The organism is Methylobacterium komagatae, assembly GCF_042661665.1.
Lineage (GTDB): Bacteria > Pseudomonadota > Alphaproteobacteria > Rhizobiales > Beijerinckiaceae > Methylobacterium > Methylobacterium komagatae.
The window spans coordinates 3,603,019-3,620,791 of record NZ_JBHSWN010000001.1 but is presented as its reverse complement, the minus strand read 5'-3'; the positions used below and the strand labels follow the sequence as shown (position 1 = coordinate 3,620,791).

Annotated in this window: 14 protein-coding genes and 2 pseudogenes; 1 reads left to right on the top strand and 15 read right to left on the bottom strand. The window is 68.9% G+C overall.

The window, feature by feature from the left end; genetic code table 11:
* Positions 1 to 237: 237 nt before the first annotated feature.
* From ACFQE0_RS18030 to ACFQE0_RS17960, 15 genes and pseudogenes are all read right to left on the bottom strand, one after another.
* On the bottom strand, positions 238 to 1,569 hold the full coding sequence (locus tag ACFQE0_RS18030) for an NCS2 family permease (RefSeq protein WP_378972104.1): 1,332 nt from the start codon (positions 1,567 to 1,569) through the stop codon (positions 238 to 240).
* A complete protein-coding gene (locus ACFQE0_RS18025; RefSeq protein ID WP_378972102.1) occupies positions 1,569 to 4,253 on the bottom strand; it encodes a molybdopterin-dependent oxidoreductase in 2,685 nt (894 codons plus the stop codon). The genes ACFQE0_RS18030 and ACFQE0_RS18025 overlap by 1 nt, the downstream gene beginning before the upstream one ends.
* Entirely contained in the window at positions 4,250 to 5,074 is an 825-nt protein-coding gene (locus tag ACFQE0_RS18020) for an FAD binding domain-containing protein (RefSeq protein ID WP_378972099.1), read from the bottom strand. The genes ACFQE0_RS18025 and ACFQE0_RS18020 overlap by 4 nt, the downstream gene beginning before the upstream one ends.
* A gap of 59 nt (positions 5,075 to 5,133) precedes the next feature.
* Positions 5,134 to 7,224: a glycosyltransferase family 2 protein gene (locus tag ACFQE0_RS18015; protein WP_378972097.1), complete on the bottom strand. Its 2,091-nt coding sequence runs from the start codon at positions 7,222 to 7,224 to the stop codon at positions 5,134 to 5,136.
* Positions 7,221 to 7,868 (bottom strand): DapH/DapD/GlmU-related protein, encoded by a 648-nt coding sequence (locus ACFQE0_RS18010; RefSeq protein ID WP_378975556.1) that lies wholly within the window; start codon positions 7,866 to 7,868, stop codon positions 7,221 to 7,223. Before ACFQE0_RS18010 ends, ACFQE0_RS18015 begins: the two co-directional genes overlap by 4 nt.
* Complete coding sequence (locus ACFQE0_RS18005) at positions 7,865 to 8,962, bottom strand: DegT/DnrJ/EryC1/StrS family aminotransferase (RefSeq protein WP_378975554.1); 1,098 nt, start codon at positions 8,960 to 8,962, stop codon at positions 7,865 to 7,867. The genes ACFQE0_RS18010 and ACFQE0_RS18005 overlap by 4 nt, the downstream gene beginning before the upstream one ends.
* Positions 8,959 to 9,345: a sugar 3,4-ketoisomerase gene (locus ACFQE0_RS18000; protein WP_378972094.1), complete on the bottom strand. Its 387-nt coding sequence runs from the start codon at positions 9,343 to 9,345 to the stop codon at positions 8,959 to 8,961. Before ACFQE0_RS18000 ends, ACFQE0_RS18005 begins: the two co-directional genes overlap by 4 nt.
* Before the next feature lie 256 nt (positions 9,346 to 9,601).
* The gene (katG, locus tag ACFQE0_RS17995; RefSeq protein WP_378972092.1) at positions 9,602 to 11,878 is read right to left on the bottom strand and encodes a catalase/peroxidase HPI; all 2,277 of its coding nucleotides are present in this window, start codon (positions 11,876 to 11,878) and stop codon (positions 9,602 to 9,604) included.
* Positions 11,879 to 12,007: 129 nt separating this feature from the next.
* Positions 12,008 to 12,472 carry a YaiI/YqxD family protein gene (locus ACFQE0_RS17990; RefSeq protein ID WP_378972090.1) on the bottom strand — a complete coding sequence of 155 codons (465 nt, stop codon included), beginning with the start codon at positions 12,470 to 12,472 and terminating at the stop codon, positions 12,008 to 12,010.
* Between the two features lie 12 nt (positions 12,473 to 12,484).
* Positions 12,485 to 13,165 carry a phosphohexomutase domain-containing protein gene (locus tag ACFQE0_RS17985; protein WP_378975552.1) on the bottom strand — a complete coding sequence of 227 codons (681 nt, stop codon included), beginning with the start codon at positions 13,163 to 13,165 and terminating at the stop codon, positions 12,485 to 12,487.
* A 42-nt stretch (positions 13,166 to 13,207) separates the two neighbouring features.
* A pseudogene (locus tag ACFQE0_RS17980) lies at positions 13,208 to 13,678 on the bottom strand (hypothetical protein); the annotation flags it as partial.
* A pseudogene (locus ACFQE0_RS17975) lies at positions 13,567 to 14,055 on the bottom strand (hypothetical protein); the annotation flags it as partial. The pseudogenes ACFQE0_RS17975 and ACFQE0_RS17980, both read right to left, overlap by 112 nt.
* Positions 14,012 to 14,296: a hypothetical protein gene (locus tag ACFQE0_RS17970; RefSeq protein ID WP_378972088.1), complete on the bottom strand. Its 285-nt coding sequence runs from the start codon at positions 14,294 to 14,296 to the stop codon at positions 14,012 to 14,014. The gene ACFQE0_RS17970 and the pseudogene ACFQE0_RS17975, both read right to left, overlap by 44 nt.
* An 85-nt stretch (positions 14,297 to 14,381) precedes the next feature.
* Positions 14,382 to 15,443, bottom strand: a complete 1,062-nt coding sequence (locus tag ACFQE0_RS17965; RefSeq protein ID WP_378972086.1) for an SPL family radical SAM protein — start codon at positions 15,441 to 15,443, stop codon at positions 14,382 to 14,384.
* A 44-nt stretch (positions 15,444 to 15,487) separates the two neighbouring features.
* Complete coding sequence (locus ACFQE0_RS17960) at positions 15,488 to 15,919, bottom strand: MarR family winged helix-turn-helix transcriptional regulator (RefSeq protein ID WP_378972083.1); 432 nt, start codon at positions 15,917 to 15,919, stop codon at positions 15,488 to 15,490.
* 81 nt (positions 15,920 to 16,000) lie between these two features.
* Between ACFQE0_RS17960 and ACFQE0_RS17955 the strand changes: the two genes are divergently transcribed.
* Positions 16,001 to 17,773, top strand: a complete 1,773-nt coding sequence (locus ACFQE0_RS17955; protein ID WP_378972080.1) for a chloride channel protein — start codon at positions 16,001 to 16,003, stop codon at positions 17,771 to 17,773.

The window sequence follows — 17,773 nt, the reverse complement described above, 5'->3', positions numbered from 1 at the left end:
AATTCTGAGGCTATCTCACTCCGTTTGGGATGAGGGTGTCAATTGCCCATCCTCCGGTTTCATGCCGGAAGAATGGTGCATGTTATTTCGCAAGTGCGAACGAATATATGCCGCACTGCGCAATTGCCGTCTGGAGCGCGTACAACCGGTAGCCAGGGCCGTCGTTCCCACCGGCGAAGCCGGTGCGTCAACTTGCACGCAGTTGCGAGATCCAGGCCGAATACTGTCGGGGAGCACTCAATGGGCGCCGCCGGTCTCGATGAACTTGAACAGGAACACCGCCGCGATCACCCAGACCACGGGCTTCACGTCGCGCGCCCGGCCACTCATGAGCTTCAGGACGGCGTAGGTGATGAAACCGAACGAGACGCCCGTGGCGATCGAGTAAGTGAAGGGCATCAGCAGCGCCGTCACGCAGGCCGGGACGACTTCGGTGATGTCGTCCCAATCGAGATGAACCAGTTCGCGCAGCATCAGGCAGGCGACGTAGAACAGGGCGGGCGCCGTGGCGTAGGGCGGGACCGAGCCCGCCAGCGGCGCGAAGAACAGGCAGGCCAGGAACAGCACGGCCACGGTGGCGGCGGTGAGGCCGGTGCGGCCGCCCTCCTCCACCCCTGCCGCGCTCTCCAAGTAGGCGGTGGTGCTCGACGTGCCGAGCAACGAGCCCACGAAGATCGCCGAGGAATCGGCCATCAGCGCCCGGTCGAGCCGGGGCATCTTCCCCGCGGTCAGGAGGCCCGCCCGGCTCGCCACGCCCATCAGGGTACCGGTGGCGTCGAACAGTTCCACGAGGAACAACACGAGGATCACGTTGACGAGCCCGCCCGAGAGCGCCCCCTGCAGGTCGAGGGCGAAGAGCGTCGGCGCCAGCGAAGGCGGCATCGAGACGAAGCCCGTGAACGCGTTGCCCGCAAAGGCGAAGCTCAGCACCGTGATGGTGAGGATGCTGATGAGCAGCGCCGCCTTCACCCGTCGCGCCGAGAGCACGGCGACCATGAGGAAGCCGATCACCGCCAGAACGGTGCTGGGCTTGTGGAGGTCTCCCAGCGTCACGAAGGTCGCCGGGCTCGCCACCACCACGCCCGCGCTCTTGAGGGCAATGATGGCCAGGAACAGGCCGATCCCTACGGTAAGGGCGATGCGCATGGAGCGCGGGATGCCCTCCACGATGATCCGGCGCAGCCCGGTGAGGGTGACGATGAGAAAGCATAGGCCGGAGATGAACACGGCCCCGAGTGCCGCCTGCCACGTGTAGCCCATCTGGAGCACGACGACGTAGGCGAAGTAGGCGTTGAGCCCCATCCCCGGCGCGAGGGCGATCGGGTAGTTCGCGACGAACGCCATCACCCCCGAACCGATCGCGGCCACGAGGCAGGTGGCGACGAACACCGCCCCCTTCGGCATCCCGGCTTCCGCGAGGATGCTCGGATTGATGAAGACGATGTAGGCCATCGTCAGGAAGGTCGTGAGCCCGGCCAGCACCTCCGTGCGAATGGTGGTGCCGTGCTCGGCGAGGCGGAAGGTGCGCTCGAGGAAACCGGAGCGGGCGGGGGGCGGGGTGGCGTCCATCACCTCCCATCTTGGCATGACGCCGCGACGGCCTGGAAGATCCTGTCCGGCGCGAAGGGCGTGGCTGTCAGCCGGGCGCCAGTGGCATCGCGGATCGCGTTGCCGAGTGCCGCCGCCACCGGGTTGAAGGGCGACTCGCTCATCGACTTGGCGCCGAGGGGACCGACCGCGTCGTCGGTCTGTGCGAACAGCACCTGAGTGTCCGGCACGTCGCCACAGGCGGGGATGTGGTAATTGCGGAAGGTGCGCGTCTCGACCGCCCCCTCCCCGTCCAGGCGGAAATCCTCGTAGAGCGCCGCGCCGAGCGCCTGCGCGACGCCGCCCTCGATCTGCCCCCGGCACTGCATTGGGTTGATCACCACGCCCGCATCGGCGGCGTGAACGCTGCGCAGGATCCGGACCTCGCCCGTCACCGGATGCACCGCCACCCGGAAGGCCTGGACGTTGAACGCGACGGAGCGCGGGCTTCCATTCGCGTGGCCGGACGCTTCCAGCGGCGCGAGATCTTCCAGCGGGATGCGCCCGCCCGGCCCCTCGACAACGCCACCCTCCAAACGGCATTCCTCCGCCGCAACGCCCAGCCGCTCGGCCGCACGCTCGCGGATGGCCCCGGCCAGGGCCTCGGCCGCCCGCAGGACCGCCTGGCCCGCCACGACTGTCCCGGTGGAGCCGTAGGCGCCGGTATCGTGCCCGACCTGATCGGTATCCGCCCCGGCGATCCGCACGGATGCCGGATCGGCGCGAAGCGCCTGCGCGGCGAACTGGCGATGCACCGTCTGGCTGCCGTTGCCGAACTCGGCGGTGCCGATGCGGATCAGGTAGCCGCCCTCGGGCAGGAGCATGGCCCGTGCCTCGGCATGGTGGCCGCGCGGGGGAATGGTGTCGAGCATCGCCATGGCCATGCCGGTGCCCACCCGCCAGCCGGGGCCCGGGGCCGGGCCGGGATTCTCGCCCAGCGCCGCTTGCGCGAGGTCGAGGCATTGGTCGAGCCCGTAGCTGCCGAACACCACGTCGTGCGGCGTGAGGCTGTGGGCGATCATCGGCTCGCCCGGCCGCACGGCATTCAGCCGCCGTAAGTCGAAGGGGTCCACCCCCAGGCGCCGCGCCACCTCATCGAGGGCGCTTTCGAGGGCGAAGATCGTCTGGCTCAGGCCGTAACCCCGAAAGGCGCCGGACGGCAGGGTGTGGGTGTAGACCGCCCTGCCCCGCACCCGCTTGTTCGGGCAGGTATAGGCGGCGAGCACTTCGTTGCAGCCATGGTGGAGCACGCCGCCCGCATGGTTGCCGTAGGCCCCCGTATCCGACAGCACGTCGAGGGCGAGCGCGGTGAGCCGCCCGTCCTTGCGTGCGCCGACCGTCACCGTCACCCGCATCGGGTGGCGGGTGGTGGTGGCCGCGAACTGCTCCTGCCGGGTCAGCTCCCACTTAACCGGGCGGCCGGTCTTGAGGACCGCCAGCGCCACCAGGTCCTCCGTCAGCATCTCCTGCTTGCCGCCGAACCCGCCGCCGACCCGCCCGCAGAGCACGCGCACCTCATCACGGCTCAGCCCATACAGGGCGCAGAGGGCGTCGCGCGTCAGAAACGGCACCTGCGTGCTGGATCGCAGGGTCAGGCGGCCCTCCTCGTCGCGCCAGCCGACGCAGCCATGAGTTTCGAGATGGGCGTGCTGGACGCGCTGCGAGCAGAAGGTCTCCTCGTAGACGAACTCTGCTTCCGCCAAGGCGGCCGAGACGTCCCCGACCTCTCCGCGAACTTCGGCCGCGACGTTTCCGCCCTCGTGGACGAGGGGCGCGCTCGGTGCCAGGGCGCCCTCGGGTTCGAGGATCGCGGGTAGCACCTCGTAGGTGACCCGGAGCGCCCGGCACCCGGCCTCGGCGGCGCCCTCACTCTCCGCGATCACGGCGGCGACCCGCTGGCCGACGAAGCGCAGCACGGGGTCGAGCACGCGCGTGTCAGCGGCGTCGTCGCGCGGATCCTCGTGGCGCCCGGTCGAAAAACGGGCGGCAGGCGCATCCTCATGTGTCAGCACCGCCACGACACCGGCAATGGCCAGGGCGGGCGCGGTCTCGATCCCGGCGATGCGGGCATGGGCATGGGGGGAGCGCAGCACCTTCAGGTGGAGCGTCCCGGCCTCGGGCACATCGAAGGTGAAGCGGGCCGTACCCGTCACCACCAACGGCGCCGCCGGGGCGGGCAGGCTGCGACCGATGCAGGCGCCATCCGGTGCCTCGATGCGCGCGATCCCCGCAATGGCATCGCGTATCGCGCCATAGCCGGTGCAGCGGCACAGGTTGCCCTTGAGCGCGTCCCCGAGATCCTGCCGTCGGCCCTGGTCGAGGGCGGCGGCGGTCATCACCATGCCGGGGGTACAGAAGCCGCACTGGAACCCCTGCGCGGACAGGAACGCCGCCTGGACCGGATGAGCCGGAGTGATGGCCTCGCCCGGACGACATGGCCCGGACAGCCCCTCGATGGTCGTGACCTCGGCACTTTCGGCCCTGACGGCCGGGACGAGGCAGGAATGGACCGGCTCGCCGTCGAGATGGACGGTGCAGGCGCCGCAATCGCCCGCGTCGCAACCCTTCTTCACTCCGAACCAGCCCGCCTCGCGCAGGAAGGTGCGCAGGCACTGGCCGGGCCGGGGCGTCGCCTCGTGCGGGTGCCCGTTGACGGTGAGCCTCATGCGCGCGCCTCCGTCAGCTCCGCCAGGATTTCGCCCGCGAAATGATCCGTCATGCGGCGGCGCCAGTCCGGGCGGCCATGGACATCGTCGTAATACTGCCCACCGGGGATCGCGGCCTCGATCGCCGCGAGCAGCGCATCGCGATCGGGCGGGCGCGGGAAGGCGAGCCGCAGCGGCCGTGGCAAGGAGGCGGTGATCGTGAGGGCGAAGGCGCCGTCCGCGCCGCGCGTGCCGATGAGCAGCGCGCCCGAGCGTCCATGCGGACTGAGGCTGATCCGCCGGAAGGCGGCCCGTCGAGCCAACGCCCCGGCGGGCAGGTGGATGCTCCGCAGGATCTCGCCGGGAGCCAGCGCGGTGCGCTGCGGCCCGAGCACGAATTCGGGCACCGCCATGCGGCGCTCGCTCCCATCCGGCGCCCAAAGCAGGCAGGTGCCTTCGAGGGCCGTCGTGAGCGCGATGATCGGCCCGGCCGGGAGGGCGAGGCATAGGTTGCCCCCCACCGTCGCCCCGTTCCAAACCTTGAACGAGCCGAGCAACGCACGGCAGCATTGCCGGACCAGGGGCGCGGCGATCCAGGCGGGCGGCAGCTCCAGCCGTTCCAGGGCCGCGACCGTGCAGGTCGCACCGAGGGTCAGCCCTTCGGCATCCGTCTCGTGCGGTGCCCAGCCGAGGCTCGTCAGGTCGAAGAGACGGCGCAGCGACGGTTGCGGTTCGGAATAGAGCCACGTTCCGCCCGCGAGCAGCGCATCGCCTTCTCGCCACTCGGGCATGTCCGATCGGCTGCGGAGCCGGATCAGAGTCTCGATCGTGTGAAGATCCATGGCGTCCCAGGAGATGATGTCCGGGATCGCTTGGCAAGTTGCTTGCCGCCAGCCCTGCTTCAGACGCGCAACATCCGCCCGACCTTGCGCATCGCCCGCGCCGAGCGGAACCACAGCGTGCGCTCCATCCGCCGCTGCGAGGCCAGGGCGGCGTCGAGGCGGGCGTCGAGGTCGTCCCGCTCGGCCGCGAGGCGAGCATGGGACATCGCGGCTTCATCGAGGGCGGCCCGAGCTTGGTCGCGTTCCGATACGGCGAGATCGTGGGCCGCGACAGCATGATCGCGCGAGGCGATGGCCGCACTATAATGGATCGATAGGTTTTCGATCTGCTCGTCCCGCCGCTCGACCTCGGTCATGTTGAAGGCATCGAGGCTGCCTGCCCAGTCGCGCAGGGTCTTCATCTGCTCGGGCGTGCGTGCCAAATCGTAGAGCGTGTCGAGGGCAAAGATCCTGTGCGGAGGATGCCCGACCTTTCGCGCGATGTGGGCAACGCGCACGGGCATCGGCTCGCTCGGTTGCAGATCGTCCTCCGGGTCGAAGACCTCCGCGAAGAGATCCTCGCTCAGGGCGGCGAACCGGGCGAGCACCTTGCCGTGCTCGAAGCGGTCGCGCAGGCGCGCTTCCGGGCTGGGCGCGCTGGCATTGGCGAGGTTATCGCGGATGCGGAAGGCGGTGAGCCGGTCCGGCATGACGCGGATGATCTGCCCGGCCATGAGCATCCGGATCCACATGTCGAAGTCTTGCAGGTTCGTCAGCCGCGGATCGTAGGCGCCGGCGGCCTCGTAGGCCTCCCGGCGGATCATCGCGGTGGGAGCGCACAGGATGTTCCCGCTGAGGAAGAAGAATCGCAGCCATGACCTCCGCGATTGGTCGGGGAAGCGCAGCGGCACGGTGAAGTCGTTGAAGGGATCCGTCGGCAGGCCCGCCTCATCGACTGGCCGCGGCATCCCGAACACCAGGGCGACGTCCGGGTTGGCATCGAGGAAGCCGACCTGCCGCCGCAACCGCCCCGGCAATGCCCAATCATCGGAGTTGAGAATCGCGAGGTAGCGTCCCCGCGCCCGCGCCACGGTCGCGTTCATCGCGGCCGAGATACCCCCGTTCTGCGGCAGGCATTCGAGACGGATGCGCGGATCGGTGAAGCCGCGCAGGATCTCCGCCGTCCCGTCCGTCGAGCCGTCATCGGTTACGACGATCTCGAAATCCTGGAAGGATTGGGCGAGCACGCTCTCGATCGTCTGCCGGACGTAGGGCGCGTGCTGGTAGGACTTGACCAACACCGAGACCGTCGGCGCCGAACCCGGCTCCGCGGGTACGAGGGGGGTGAGCGGCGCGGCATCCGCCCGCGCGATGGCCTGCTCCTCCCACCAGAGTGGGCGCACGGCCAGTCGCTCTGAATCCGTGGCGGCGAGGTCGACGCTCTCGCGCTCCATCTCGTCCCAGAAAGCCCGCAGCTTCTCACGACCCCACAGGTAGTGCTGGCCGAAGCCCTGCGCCCGGTCGGTGGTGCCGAGCCGTTCGGCCTGGGTCGCCTCGCGGGCGGCGTTCCGCTCGAAGCCGAGATGCTTGTAGTGCCACAGAACCAACGCGTCGCGCGGCGGCAGGACGAGGTCGCCCTGGGGCGTTGCCGCATGGCGGCCCGGCCCGAAACCGGTCTCACGCAGCGCTTCGGGCTTGAACACGCTGAGCTTGTTGAACGCGATCCGCGGTCGGCCCCGCGTGACCCGCTCGACGAGCAGCCCCTCGTCGTCGAGCATATCCGGATGGTTCAGATCGAAACCGAGGGCCGGAATTAGCGTGACGCCCCGGTCGGCCTGTTCGATGAGGTAATCGGCCATGGCGCGGCCGGGCACGTGGAGATGCTCGTCGATTGCCGTGACGACAATCCAGTCGGCCCGGTGGCGGCTTTCCTTCCACGCCTCGTTCTGCAGGGTCCGGTGCGAGAGCACGAAGGAATCCGGGTCGCTGCGGGGAAAGTCGCGCAACTCGACCTTGGGATGAGCGCGCAGGATGTCCCGAGAGCCATCCGTGGAACCGTCGTCGTAGATCACGTAGCGATCGACGAACGGATCGTAGTGGCGGAAGAAGAAGCCGAGCATGTCGGCCTCGTCCCAGCAGATCGTGTAGAGATGGACGACCGGACGCGTCACGGGATGGCGATGCCCCTGTAGCCGCCGATGCCCCGGCGCACGATCCTGGCCGGATTGCCGATGGCGAGGCATCCCGGCGGTACGTTCTTCGTCACCACCGATCCGGCGCCGACCACCGCATTCGCCCCGATCTCGACGTTCGGTAGGATGGTCGCCCCCGCGCCCACGAAAGCGCCTGTTCCGAGCGTGACGTGTCCGGCAAGTACGGCTCCCGGCCCGACGGAGATGAAATCTCCGGCACGGACATGGTGTCCGAGGCTCGCGCCGCGATTGATGAAGGCGAAGGCGCCGAACACGCTGGCCGAACCGAGGCTACACCCCGCGTTGACGTAGGAGCCCGCACCTAATTCGAGATGGCGGGGTGCGGCGACGCTCGGATCGATCAAAGTAAGTGGCCGGTGCAGGCCGTGCCGCGTCGCATCCGCTGTCGCCGTATACCGGTGGCCTGGCGTGAACAGCGGCACGAGAAAGGGCAGATCCCGTTCCTCCTCTCCGAGATCGGAGGGGCTCAGAAGGCGCGCGCCCTCCGGCAGGTAGCTCGGACCCGGATGGTTGGCGATGCCCGCGATGAGCGGTAAGCCCGCCCGGTACAGGCTTTCCTCGACATCCACCACGATGGGCGAGCCGACCCCGTAGAGGATCACGCCGCGCAAGGCAGGCACTCCCGGATCACCGCCGCGATGCGCTCTTCCCGTCCACAGGCCACCTCGGGCTGAATGGGCAGGCTCAGCAGGCTGTCGGCCAGGGAATCCGTCACCGGCAGCGGTGCGCGGGCCCCTTCGAGGAAGGCGGGGTGGCGGTGCAGGCCTGGGGCGTAATGCACCGCCGTGCCGATCCCTGCCGCGTCGAGCCGCGTCCGCAACGTCTCCCGGTCCCGGACCGTCACTGCGAACTGGTGATAGACGCAGCCTTCGTGCCCGGCCGGCAGACCGATCCCGGTCCCGCCGAGAAGTTCGCCGTAGCGCGAGGCGATGGCCCGGCGCTCGGCGTTTCCCTCCGCGAGATGCGGCAGCAGCGCGAGGAGGATCGCGGCCTGAAGCTCATCGAGCCGTGAGTTGAAGCCGATCTGCCCGCTGACGCGCTGCCCCTCGCCGAACCCGTAATGACGCAGGCGGCGGACGCGCTCGGCGACGGCCGGATCCCTCGTGACGACCGCCCCGCCATCGCCCACGCCACCGAGATTCTTGGTGGGATAGAAGGAATACGCTGCGGCATGGCCGAAGCTCCCGAGCGGGCGGCCATCGAGCAGGGCGCCGTGGCTCTGCGCACAATCCTCTACCACGGCGAGCCCGTGCCGGTCCGCAAGAGCCATCAGCGCGGGCATGTCTGCCGGATGGCCGAAGAGATGCACCGGCACGAGGGCCGCGCTGCGCGGCGTGACGGCCTGCGCCGCCGCCGTCGGATCGAGACATCGCGTCGCCGCATCGACCTCGACGAAGACCGGGCTCGCCCCGCAATGCAGGATTGCCTGCGCCGTGCCGGCGAAGGTCATGGCGGGTAGGAGTACCTCGTCCCCGGGGCCGATGCCGAGCGCTCGCAGGGCAAGGGCGAGGGCGTCCGTCCCGGAGGCCACGCCGACGCAATGGCCGCCACCGGACTGTGCCGCGAAGGCCGCCTCGAACTCCGCGACCGCCGCGCCCAGGATGTAGGTTGGGCCTGAGAGGACCCGCGCGACGGCCCTATCGATAGCATCACGGTAGCGCGCGATCCGAAGCGGCGGTGCCGCCTGCGGGATCATGCCGGGCACAGGCTCCGGTTCAGAGCCATCAGCGGCTTGTCGAAATGGCGCGTATCCTCGTACCGCTCGGAAGCGCAGACCAGAAGTGCGGTACCGGGCTCGAACTCTCGCAGCGCGATCATCACGCCCGCGCGGATCCAGAGTGCTTCATGGTAGCCGTCCAGGCGCACGGCGCGACGCTCGACGCCGTTGTCGATCTCCACGGTCACGGCGCCGTCGATGACGCTGATCAGTTCATCGCAAGAATTGGCGTGCCCGCCACGGTCCGGACCAAGCCGGTCTACCGTAATGACAAAGACGCGTTTAGGGAAAAACGGGACGTTTCCGAACTCTTCGAACGAAACCAGATTTCCGCGCGCGTCGCTATGCACGATCTGCGGCAAGAGAGCGACGCCCTCAATGACCTCGCACGAAATCATTCATCGAACTTTCTGGCGTTCTTAGTCTTATGATGACTAGTTCTCGCGAGAAAGTACATGGTCACAAGCGCGTGTACAATTGCCAGGTTATCCCGAACAATCCCGGGATGAATCAGGCAAGATCTTTGGAATTAGCCCCTGAGTGCCCTGAAACGGCAGCGGCGGCGAGGGATCGCTCCCCCGCCGCCGCCGATGATGCCGTGTTTCGTTCAGGCGACGATCAGACCTTCAGGTCGTAGCGGTCGAGGTTCATCACCTTGTCCCAGACTTTCACGAAGTCTCGCAGGAAACGCTCCTGCCCGTCGGCACCGGCATAGACCTCGGCCACCGCCCGGAGCTGGGCGTTGGCGCCGAACACGAGATCGCAGCGGGTGGCCGTGTACTTCGTGCCGCCGCCCTCGCGCGCGTCGAGGTTGAAGGCCATGCCCGCGCCGTCCGCCTTCTTCCACTCGTAATCCATGCTGGTCAGCACGGTGAAGAAGTCGTTGGTGAGCACGCCGACGCGATCGGTGAAGATGCCGTGCTGCGAGCCGTCATGGTTGAGGTTCAGCGCCCGCACGCCGCCGGTCAGCGCGACCCATTCCGGAGCCGTGAGCGCCAGGAGATGGGCCCGGTCGAGGAAGACCTGCTCGGGCGAGACACGGCCCTGCGTGATCTCCGCGAAGCTGTCGTCGACGTAGTTGCGGAAACCGTCCACGACCGGCTTCAGCCACTCGAAGCTGTCGGCATCGGTGAGCGCGTCGGTCGTGTCCATCCGCCCGGGGGCGAAGGGTACCGTGACGGAGGTCCCGGCATCGCGGGCCGCCTTCTCCACGGCGGCGCAGCCCCCAAGGACGATGAGGTCGGCCAGAGACACCTTCTTGCCCCCGGTCGCCCGGCCGTTGAAGCCCGCCATGATGCCCTTCAGGGACTCGATGACCGGCATGGCACGGCGGTTGACCGACCAGTCCTTCTGCGGCGCCAGCGCGATACGGGCCCCGTTCGCGCCACCGCGCTTGTCGGTGTTGCGATGGGTCGAGGCCGACGAGAAGGCCGCGAAGGCGAGATCGGAGACGGAATGCCCGCTTCCGAGGATCTCCTCCTTGAGGGCGGCGATGTCGGCTTCGTCGATCACCGGATGGTCGAGGGCCGGGATCGGATCCTGCCACAGCAGATCGGGTTCGAGGGTCTTCTCCGGGCCGAGGTAACGCTCCTTCGGGCCCATGTCGCGGTGGGTGAGCTTGTACCACGCCTTCGAGAACTGCAGCGTGAAGTAGTCGAAGTCGTTCAGGAACTTCAGGCAGATCTCGCGATAGACCGGATCGGTCTTGAGCGCGATGTCGCTCGTCATCATCATCAGCGGATGAGTCTTGCCGGGGATGTGCGCGTCGGGCGTGCGCGGCGCATCCGGATCGGTCGGCTCCCATTGCAGGGCGCCCGCCGGGCTCTTCGTCTGCTTCCACTCGAACTTGAAGAGGTTCGTCAGGTAATCGTTGTCCCACTGGGTCGGATTCGGCACCCAGGAGCCCTCGATGCCGTTCGTCATCGTGTTCTCGCCGGCACCCGTGCCCTGCGGGTTGTGCCAGCCGAGGCCCATCGCCTCGAGGGGCGCGATCTCCGGCGGCGGGCCGATCTTGTCGGCCTTCACCATTCCGTGGCTCTTGCCGAAGGCGTGGCCGCCCGCGATCAGCGCGACGGTCTCCTCGTCGTTCATCGCCATGCGGGTGAAGGTCACGCGGATGTCCCGCGCCGAGCCCATCGGGTCGCCGTTGGCGTAGGGGCCCTCAGGGTTCACGTAGATCAGCGCCTGGTGGGAGGCCGCGAGCGGGTTTTCCAGGTCGTAATCGGCATCGCCGTTCTTGCCGCGCCAGCGCTTGTCGCGGTTCACCATGCTGTCGAAAGACTCGACATTGTGCGGGTCCCACAATTCCGGGCCCCAGTAGGTCGCGTTGTCCGCTTCCCACGCGTCATGCCGTCCGCCGGCGAAGCCGTAGGTGGGCAGGCCCATGATCTCCAGCGAGATGTTGCCGGTCAGCACCATCAGGTCGGCCCAGGACAGGGCGCTGCCGTATTTCTGCTTGATCGGCCAGATCAGGCGGCGGGACTTGTCGGTGTTGCCGTTGTCCCACCACGAGCTGATCGGGGCGAAGCGCTGCAGGCCCTCGCCCGCGCCGCCGCGCCCGTCGGCGATGCGGTAGGTGCCCGCCGAGTGCCAGGCCATGCGGATCATCTGCGGGCCGTAATTGCCGTAATCGGACGGCCACCACGCCACCGAGCTCGTCAGGAACGAGCGGATGTCGGCCTTGAGCTGCTCATAGTTGATTTTTTCGAACGCGGATTTGTAGTCGTAATCCGCGAGCGGGTTTGCCTGCGGGCCATTCTGATGGAGCATCTCGACCCGGAGCCGGTCGGGATACCATTCCTCAAGCGTCGGCGGCGAGGTGTTCGCACCGCCGATCCGGTCTCCGCCGAACGGGCATTTGCCCGCGAGAACGTCCTTGTAGGTTTCCATACGCATCCCCCGTTTCGTCGCTCCGACACCTAGAGCGCTGCCGTACGAAGTCGCGTCCTGGGGGGATTTCTCTCGCGATGCGGCAGGCGCGCCGTCGCGTCGCATCCCAGGCTCGGGGGGCTCGGGTGTGGGGGGTCAGGCGCCCGCGCGGCGCAGGCGGACCACGGCCCGGTCGAGGGCGCCGAGGAAGGCGGACCGGTCCTTGGCCGAGAAGGGCGGTGGACCGCCCGTGATCGCGCCCGCCTCGCGCAGTTCCTGCATGAGGTTGCGGGTGGCGAGCGCCATGCCGACCGAGGACTCGGTGAAGGCCTTGCCCGTGGGCGAGAGGGCGCTCGCCCCCGCCTTCACGCAGCGGCTCGCCAGCGGCACGTCGGCGGTGATGACGATGGAGGTCGGCCCCGCACGCTCGGCGATCCAGTCATCCGCGGCATCGAACCCGTCCGACACGATTACCCGCTCGATCCACGGTTCGCGCGGCACGTTGAGGATGCTGTTGGCCACCACGTAGACATGGAGGCCGTAGCGTTCGGCCACCCGGTAGGTCTCGTTCTTCACCGGGCAGGCGTCGGCGTCGATGAAGATGGTGATCGGTTGCGACACGGGCGGCGTCCGTCAGCCTCGCATCGCGTCGGCTGCGGCGGACAGACCCCAGCGGACGAGGTCCTGCGCCTCATCGGCAGTCTTCGCCTCGGCGTAGCAGCGCAGTTCCGGCGCGTTGCCGGAGGCGCGGAAATGGATGGTGCGGTTACCCGACAGGACCATCCTGACGCCGTCGCGGGAATCGACCGACTCCACCGTGCCGACCGGGCGCAGGAACTCGCTGCGGAATGCGTCCTCAGTCAGTTTCGCGAGGAAGGCGCTGCTCTTCTCCGAGGGGGTTTCGGGCAGGCGGTCGCTCGCCATCTCGCCCGCGTCGAGGGAGGCGACGAGGTCGGCGAGGCTCAGGCCCGCCCGCTTGGCCGCCGCGAGGGTCGCCACGATGGGCAGCATCGCGTCGCGCGTCGGCAGGGCCGGCAGGGTGCCGTTCGCCAGCGCCACGTCCGAGCCGAGGAGGAAGCCGCCATTGGCCTCGTAGCCCACGATCAGCTTGGCGCCGTCCCGCGTGGCCTCTTCCATGCCCGCGATGACGAAGGGCGAGCCGACCTTGGTGCGGACCACGCGGCCGAAGCCACCGGAGCGCTCCAGTGCGGAGCCGACCGTGACGGGTACCACTACCGCATCGGCGCCGAGGAAGCGCGCCGTGATCAGGCCGAGATGGTCGCCGCGAAGGATGCGCCCCGTTCCATCCGCCACGAGGGGGCGGTCCGCGTCGCCATCGGTCGTGACGAGTGCATCGAACTCGCCCGAGGCCATGGCCTCGCGGATGTAAGTGACGTCCTCCGGGCGGTGCGCCTCGGTGTCGATCGGGATGAAGCGCGAGGCCCGGCCGATGGCCGTGACGCGGGCGCCGAGCGCTTCGAGCAGTTCGACCAGTACGTCCCGCGCGACGGAGCTCTGCTGGTAGACCGCGACATGCAGGCCCGTGAGCAGGTTCGCCGGGAAGGCCGCGCCGTACCGGCGATGGTAGCGCGCGATGGCTTCCGGCTCCGGCGTCGCGGCGGAGGGGTCGCTGTCGGATCGCCCGCGTTCCCGTCCTTGAGGGCGGCAAGGATGGCGACCTCGTCGGCCTTCGTGATCTCGCCATCGGGACGGTAGAATTTCAGGCCGTTGCGATCCTCGGGGATATGACTCCCGGTGACCATCACGGCGAAGGCCCGGCGGCGCATCGCCTCCAGGGCGAGGGCCGGGGTCGGCAGGGCGCCGCAATCGATCGCGGTGAACCCAGACGCGGCAGCGGCGCCCGCCACGGTCTCGGCGATGCCCTCGCTGCTGTCGCGCAGGTCCCGTCCGATCACGACGCGGCGCTCATCGCCCTCGGCACCGACCGACCGGAAGAAGGCGGCGGCGTAGGTGGCGCTCGGCGCGCCGACCAGATCCGTCACGAGGCCGCGAAGACCGCTGGTGCCGAATTTCAGACTGCTCACAGCGGATCCTTTGTGCTCGAACCTGACCTCGTTATGCTGTTGTAGAAAGGCGGACGGGTCGCAATGCAACCCGCCCGCCCCGATTTTCCCGGCCGTTTCAGGCCCGTTTCCGCGGTCAGTAGTTGTATCCGCGCCGTGGATAGGCCTGCCCACCGCCATAGCCGGTCTCCCGGTCCCGGACCCGCGAGCCGTAGTCGATCTCGTTGCGGCGGGCCTGACGGTTGGCGAGGTAACGGCCGCCGATGCAGCCCGCGACGGCGCCGACGACACCGCGCTCGGCGAGGTAGTGGCCGGCGAGGCCGCCGATGATCGCGCCCTTGATGCAGCCCTTCGCCTCGGCGGCGCCGACGCTCATCAGGGTCGCGAGAGCGATGACGGATGCTTGTCCAACAATGCGCATGAAAGCCCCTCCTCCAGGATCCGTGAGAGAATGTCGCCGATCGGGGAAGCGTTCCTGTCGCCGCCCTCCGCAGGGCGGGTTTCCGTCACGTCCAGTAGAGCATCCCCGCCTGCGGCAGGCGTTCGGCCAGGAGGGCCGTGAGCGTGTCCCGCATCTCGCGCATCTGCGGCGCCGGATAGACCCACTTGGTCGAGCCGAATTTCGTCAGCTTGCGTGAGCGGCTCGCCTCGTCGAGATCGAGATCGCTGCCGGGGTACCAACCCTGCAGCACGGTCTTCGATTTCGGCGTGAACCGGTGGGTGATGAATTCCGCCGTGAGATCGGGGTCCGCGACGCCATCGAGGGCGCGCGCCGTCTGGTCGAAAAGGTCGGCATAGCCCTCCCGCCACCCCTCGACCGGCTGGATCGGCGCGATCGTCAGCCCGATGCGGTAGCCGTCACGGGCGAGGCGGCCGATGGCCTCGATGCGCTCGGATAACGGGCTCGTCCCGCCCTCGAAGCGGATCAGCGCTTGCGCGTTCACCGATAGGCGAACACGGACCCGCCGCCCGTGCGGCAGGCCGATCAGGGGCCCGACCTCGCCGAACTTGCTCGTGAAGCGCAGTTGCACGGGCGCGTCCCAGGCGCCGAAGAAGCGGATCGCTTCCGAGAGGCTGCCCGTCAGATGCTCGATGCCGAGCGGGTCGGCATAGCAGGATGCCTCGAAGGTCGTGCCCTCCCCGGCCCGCTCCGGCGAGACCGAAGTGACGCCACCCTGCCCTAGGGCCTGAGGCAACCCCGCCAGGATCTCCTCGACATTGGCGTAGACTCGCGTCACCGGCGGCCCCGCCAGCGATCCCGCGAGGTAGCAATACTGGCAATGGGCATGGCAGCCCTCGGCCAGATCGAAGCGCCAATCGGCGGAGGGCGGGATCGGCTGTAGACGCCGCTTGCTCTCGGACGCGACCACGACGGCAAGGGTCGCCTTGGCCTCGCGATAGGCCGCGCGGGGATCCTCCGGCTTCGGCAGGGCGAGCCGGTCACCGGACAGTTCGATGACATCGGCGCCGAGCCCCGCCGCCCGCTCGGCGATGGCCCGCCCATGGGCATGGGCGAGCGCCGAACGGGTCACGAGCACGCGGCGGGGCCGCCAGAGACGAGAGGGCATGCCGGGAAGACCTCGCCGGGCTCGGCGGGGTTCCGGCCCGGTCGTCATGCCTCAGGGGTGGGGCCGTGAAGGCGTGCCAGCGCGCGGGCGAGCGCCGGTTCCAATGTCCGCAACTCCTCCAGATGCACCGCCGTCAGTTGCTGCAGCAGCGCCGTGGCGCGCGGCGTCAGGGCCAGGGCCGAGCGGCGCTTGTCCTGCGGCGAGGCCGTCTTCGACAACAGGCCCGCTTCGACCATGCGCGAGACCAGCTCGGCCGCCGTGTGACGCGCGATGAGAAGCTGTTCCGCCACGAACCCCACCGGGGGCGGTGCCTCGCATCCGGCAATGGCGAGCAACGCCTGATGCTGCTGCGCGGGCAGGCCGACCCGGCCCGCCGCAGCTTCGCTGAAGGCGAGGAAGCGGCGCAGTTCAAGGCGAAACGCGGCAATGGCGGCATAGGATTCCCGCCTGAGGCCGCTGCCCGCACCCTCGCTCATCCCATCGCTCCCAAAAGGGCTTCAAAATATCGTATCACGATATATATCCAGGCGCATCGTTTCGGTCTGGAGGTGTCCCGCATGCGCGTCACGAAGGCTACCCCGGCGGCGGGTCGCCGCGTCCTCGCCGATTTCCGTGCCGACCGGCGAATCCTTCTGCTGGCCGCCATGGCGGTGGTGATCGGCGCGGCGGGGACCGTCGCGGCCTGGGGGCTCCTCGCACTCATCGCCCTGGTGACCAACCTCGTCTGGTTCGGGCGCATTGATACGGCGCTGGTGTCCCTTGCGCAGGTGAAACCGTCCTGGTGGATGGTCGCAGCGCCCATCCTCGGCGGGCTCGTCATCGGCCTGATGGCCCGGTACGGCTCGGAGAAGATCCGGGGACACGGCATTCCCGAGGCGATCGAGGCGATCCTGATCGGCGGAAGCCGCATGTCGCCGCGCGTCGCCGTGTTGAAGCCGGTCTCATCCGCGATCTCCATCGGTACGGGTGGCCCCTTCGGCGCGGAAGGGCCGATCATCATGACGGGCGGGGCGATCGGCTCTCTGTTCGCGCAGTTCTTTCACCTGAGCGCGGCGGAGCGGAAGACGCTCCTCGTGGCCGGTGCGGCGGCGGGCATGACGGCGATCTTCGGTACGCCGGTCGCCGCCATCCTGCTGGCGGTGGAACTGCTCCTGTTCGAATGGCGCCCGCGCAGCTTCATTCCCGTCACGGCGGCGGTGGTGACGGCGACCATGCTTCGGCCCGCCCTCCTCGGTGCCGGACCGCTTTTCCCCTTCGCGGCCGATCCGGTGCTGCCCTGGTGGGGGCTCGTCCTCTGCGCCGGTCTCGGCGCCGCGACGGGGCTCCTGTCCTGCGCCCTGACGAGCCTGCTCTACGCCCTGGAGGACAGGTTCGAGCACCTGCCGGTCCACTGGATGTGGTGGCCCGCCCTCGGGGGGCTCATCGTGGGGCTCGGCGGCTTGATCGAGCCGCGTGCCCTCGGTGTCGGCTACGACGTGATCGGCGATCTGCTCGGCGGGCACATCGTGCTCGGAGCCGTCCTGACGATCCTCGTCGTGAAGGCTGTGATCTGGCTCGTGGCGCTCTCATCGGGCACCTCGGGCGGCGTCCTGGCGCCGCTCCTGATCATCGGCGGGGCGATGGGCTGGCTCGCCGGAACGGCGCTACCGGGTGAGCCGGGCTATTGGGCCCTTCTCGGCATGGCCGCGATGCTCGGCGGCACGATGCCCGCGCCGCTGACCGGCGCCCTCTTCGCCGTCGAGGTGACCGGCGACCTTCACGCCCTGCCCGCGCTCCTGGCGGCGTCCGTCTCCGCCTACGCGGTGACGGTCCTCGTCCTGAAGCGCTCGATCCTCACCGAGAAGATCGCGCGGCGCGGCCAGCACATCACCCGAGAATACGGCATCGATCCGCATCAATTCACGCGGGTCTCGGAGGTGATGGTGCGGGCCGTCGAGACCCTGCCGGGCCATCTCCCGATCCGCGAGGCGGTGGCCGTGCTGGAGCGGGGCCAGCATCGCGCCTACCCGGTCATCGATGAGGCGGGCCGCCCCGTCGGTTTCGTCACCCGCGCCGACATTCTGCTATGGGGGGCCGAGGGCGGCCATGGGGAGGAGCGCTTGGACGAGCAGGTCTCGGACGCGGCCCTCCCCGTCATTCACCCCGAGGACGTGACGGCTCACGCCATCGAAAAGATGCTGGCCTCCAACAGAGGGCGCCTGCCGGTCGTGGATCCGGAGAGTCGGGCCCTGCTCGGGCTCGTCACCCGCCGGGATCTCCTGCAGGTCCAGGCGTCGTTCAGCCGGGCCGAGACCGAGCGGCGGGCCTACTTCGTCCGCAAACGGGCCTGA

Bases quoted from the DNA above. Each gene is read 5' to 3' on its own strand.
- ACFQE0_RS17960 (WP_378972083.1), bottom strand. From the start codon at position 15,919: ATGAGCGAGGGTGCGGGCAGCGGCCTCAGGCGGGAATCCTATGCCGCC.
- ACFQE0_RS17970 (WP_378972088.1), bottom strand. From the start codon at position 14,296: ATGCGCATTGTTGGACAAGCATCCGTCATCGCTCTCGCGACCCTGATG.
- katG (WP_378972092.1), bottom strand. From the start codon at position 11,878: ATGCGTATGGAAACCTACAAGGACGTTCTCGCGGGCAAATGCCCGTTC.
- ACFQE0_RS17965 (WP_378972086.1), bottom strand. From the start codon at position 15,443: ATGCCCTCTCGTCTCTGGCGGCCCCGCCGCGTGCTCGTGACCCGTTCG.
- ACFQE0_RS18005 (WP_378975554.1), bottom strand. From the start codon at position 8,962: ATGATCCCGCAGGCGGCACCGCCGCTTCGGATCGCGCGCTACCGTGAT.
- ACFQE0_RS17955 (WP_378972080.1), top strand. From the start codon at position 16,001: ATGCGCGTCACGAAGGCTACCCCGGCGGCGGGTCGCCGCGTCCTCGCC.
- ACFQE0_RS18020 (WP_378972099.1), bottom strand. From the start codon at position 5,074: ATGGATCTTCACACGATCGAGACTCTGATCCGGCTCCGCAGCCGATCG.
- ACFQE0_RS18025 (WP_378972102.1), bottom strand. From the start codon at position 4,253: ATGAGGCTCACCGTCAACGGGCACCCGCACGAGGCGACGCCCCGGCCC.
- ACFQE0_RS18030 (WP_378972104.1), bottom strand. From the start codon at position 1,569: ATGGACGCCACCCCGCCCCCCGCCCGCTCCGGTTTCCTCGAGCGCACC.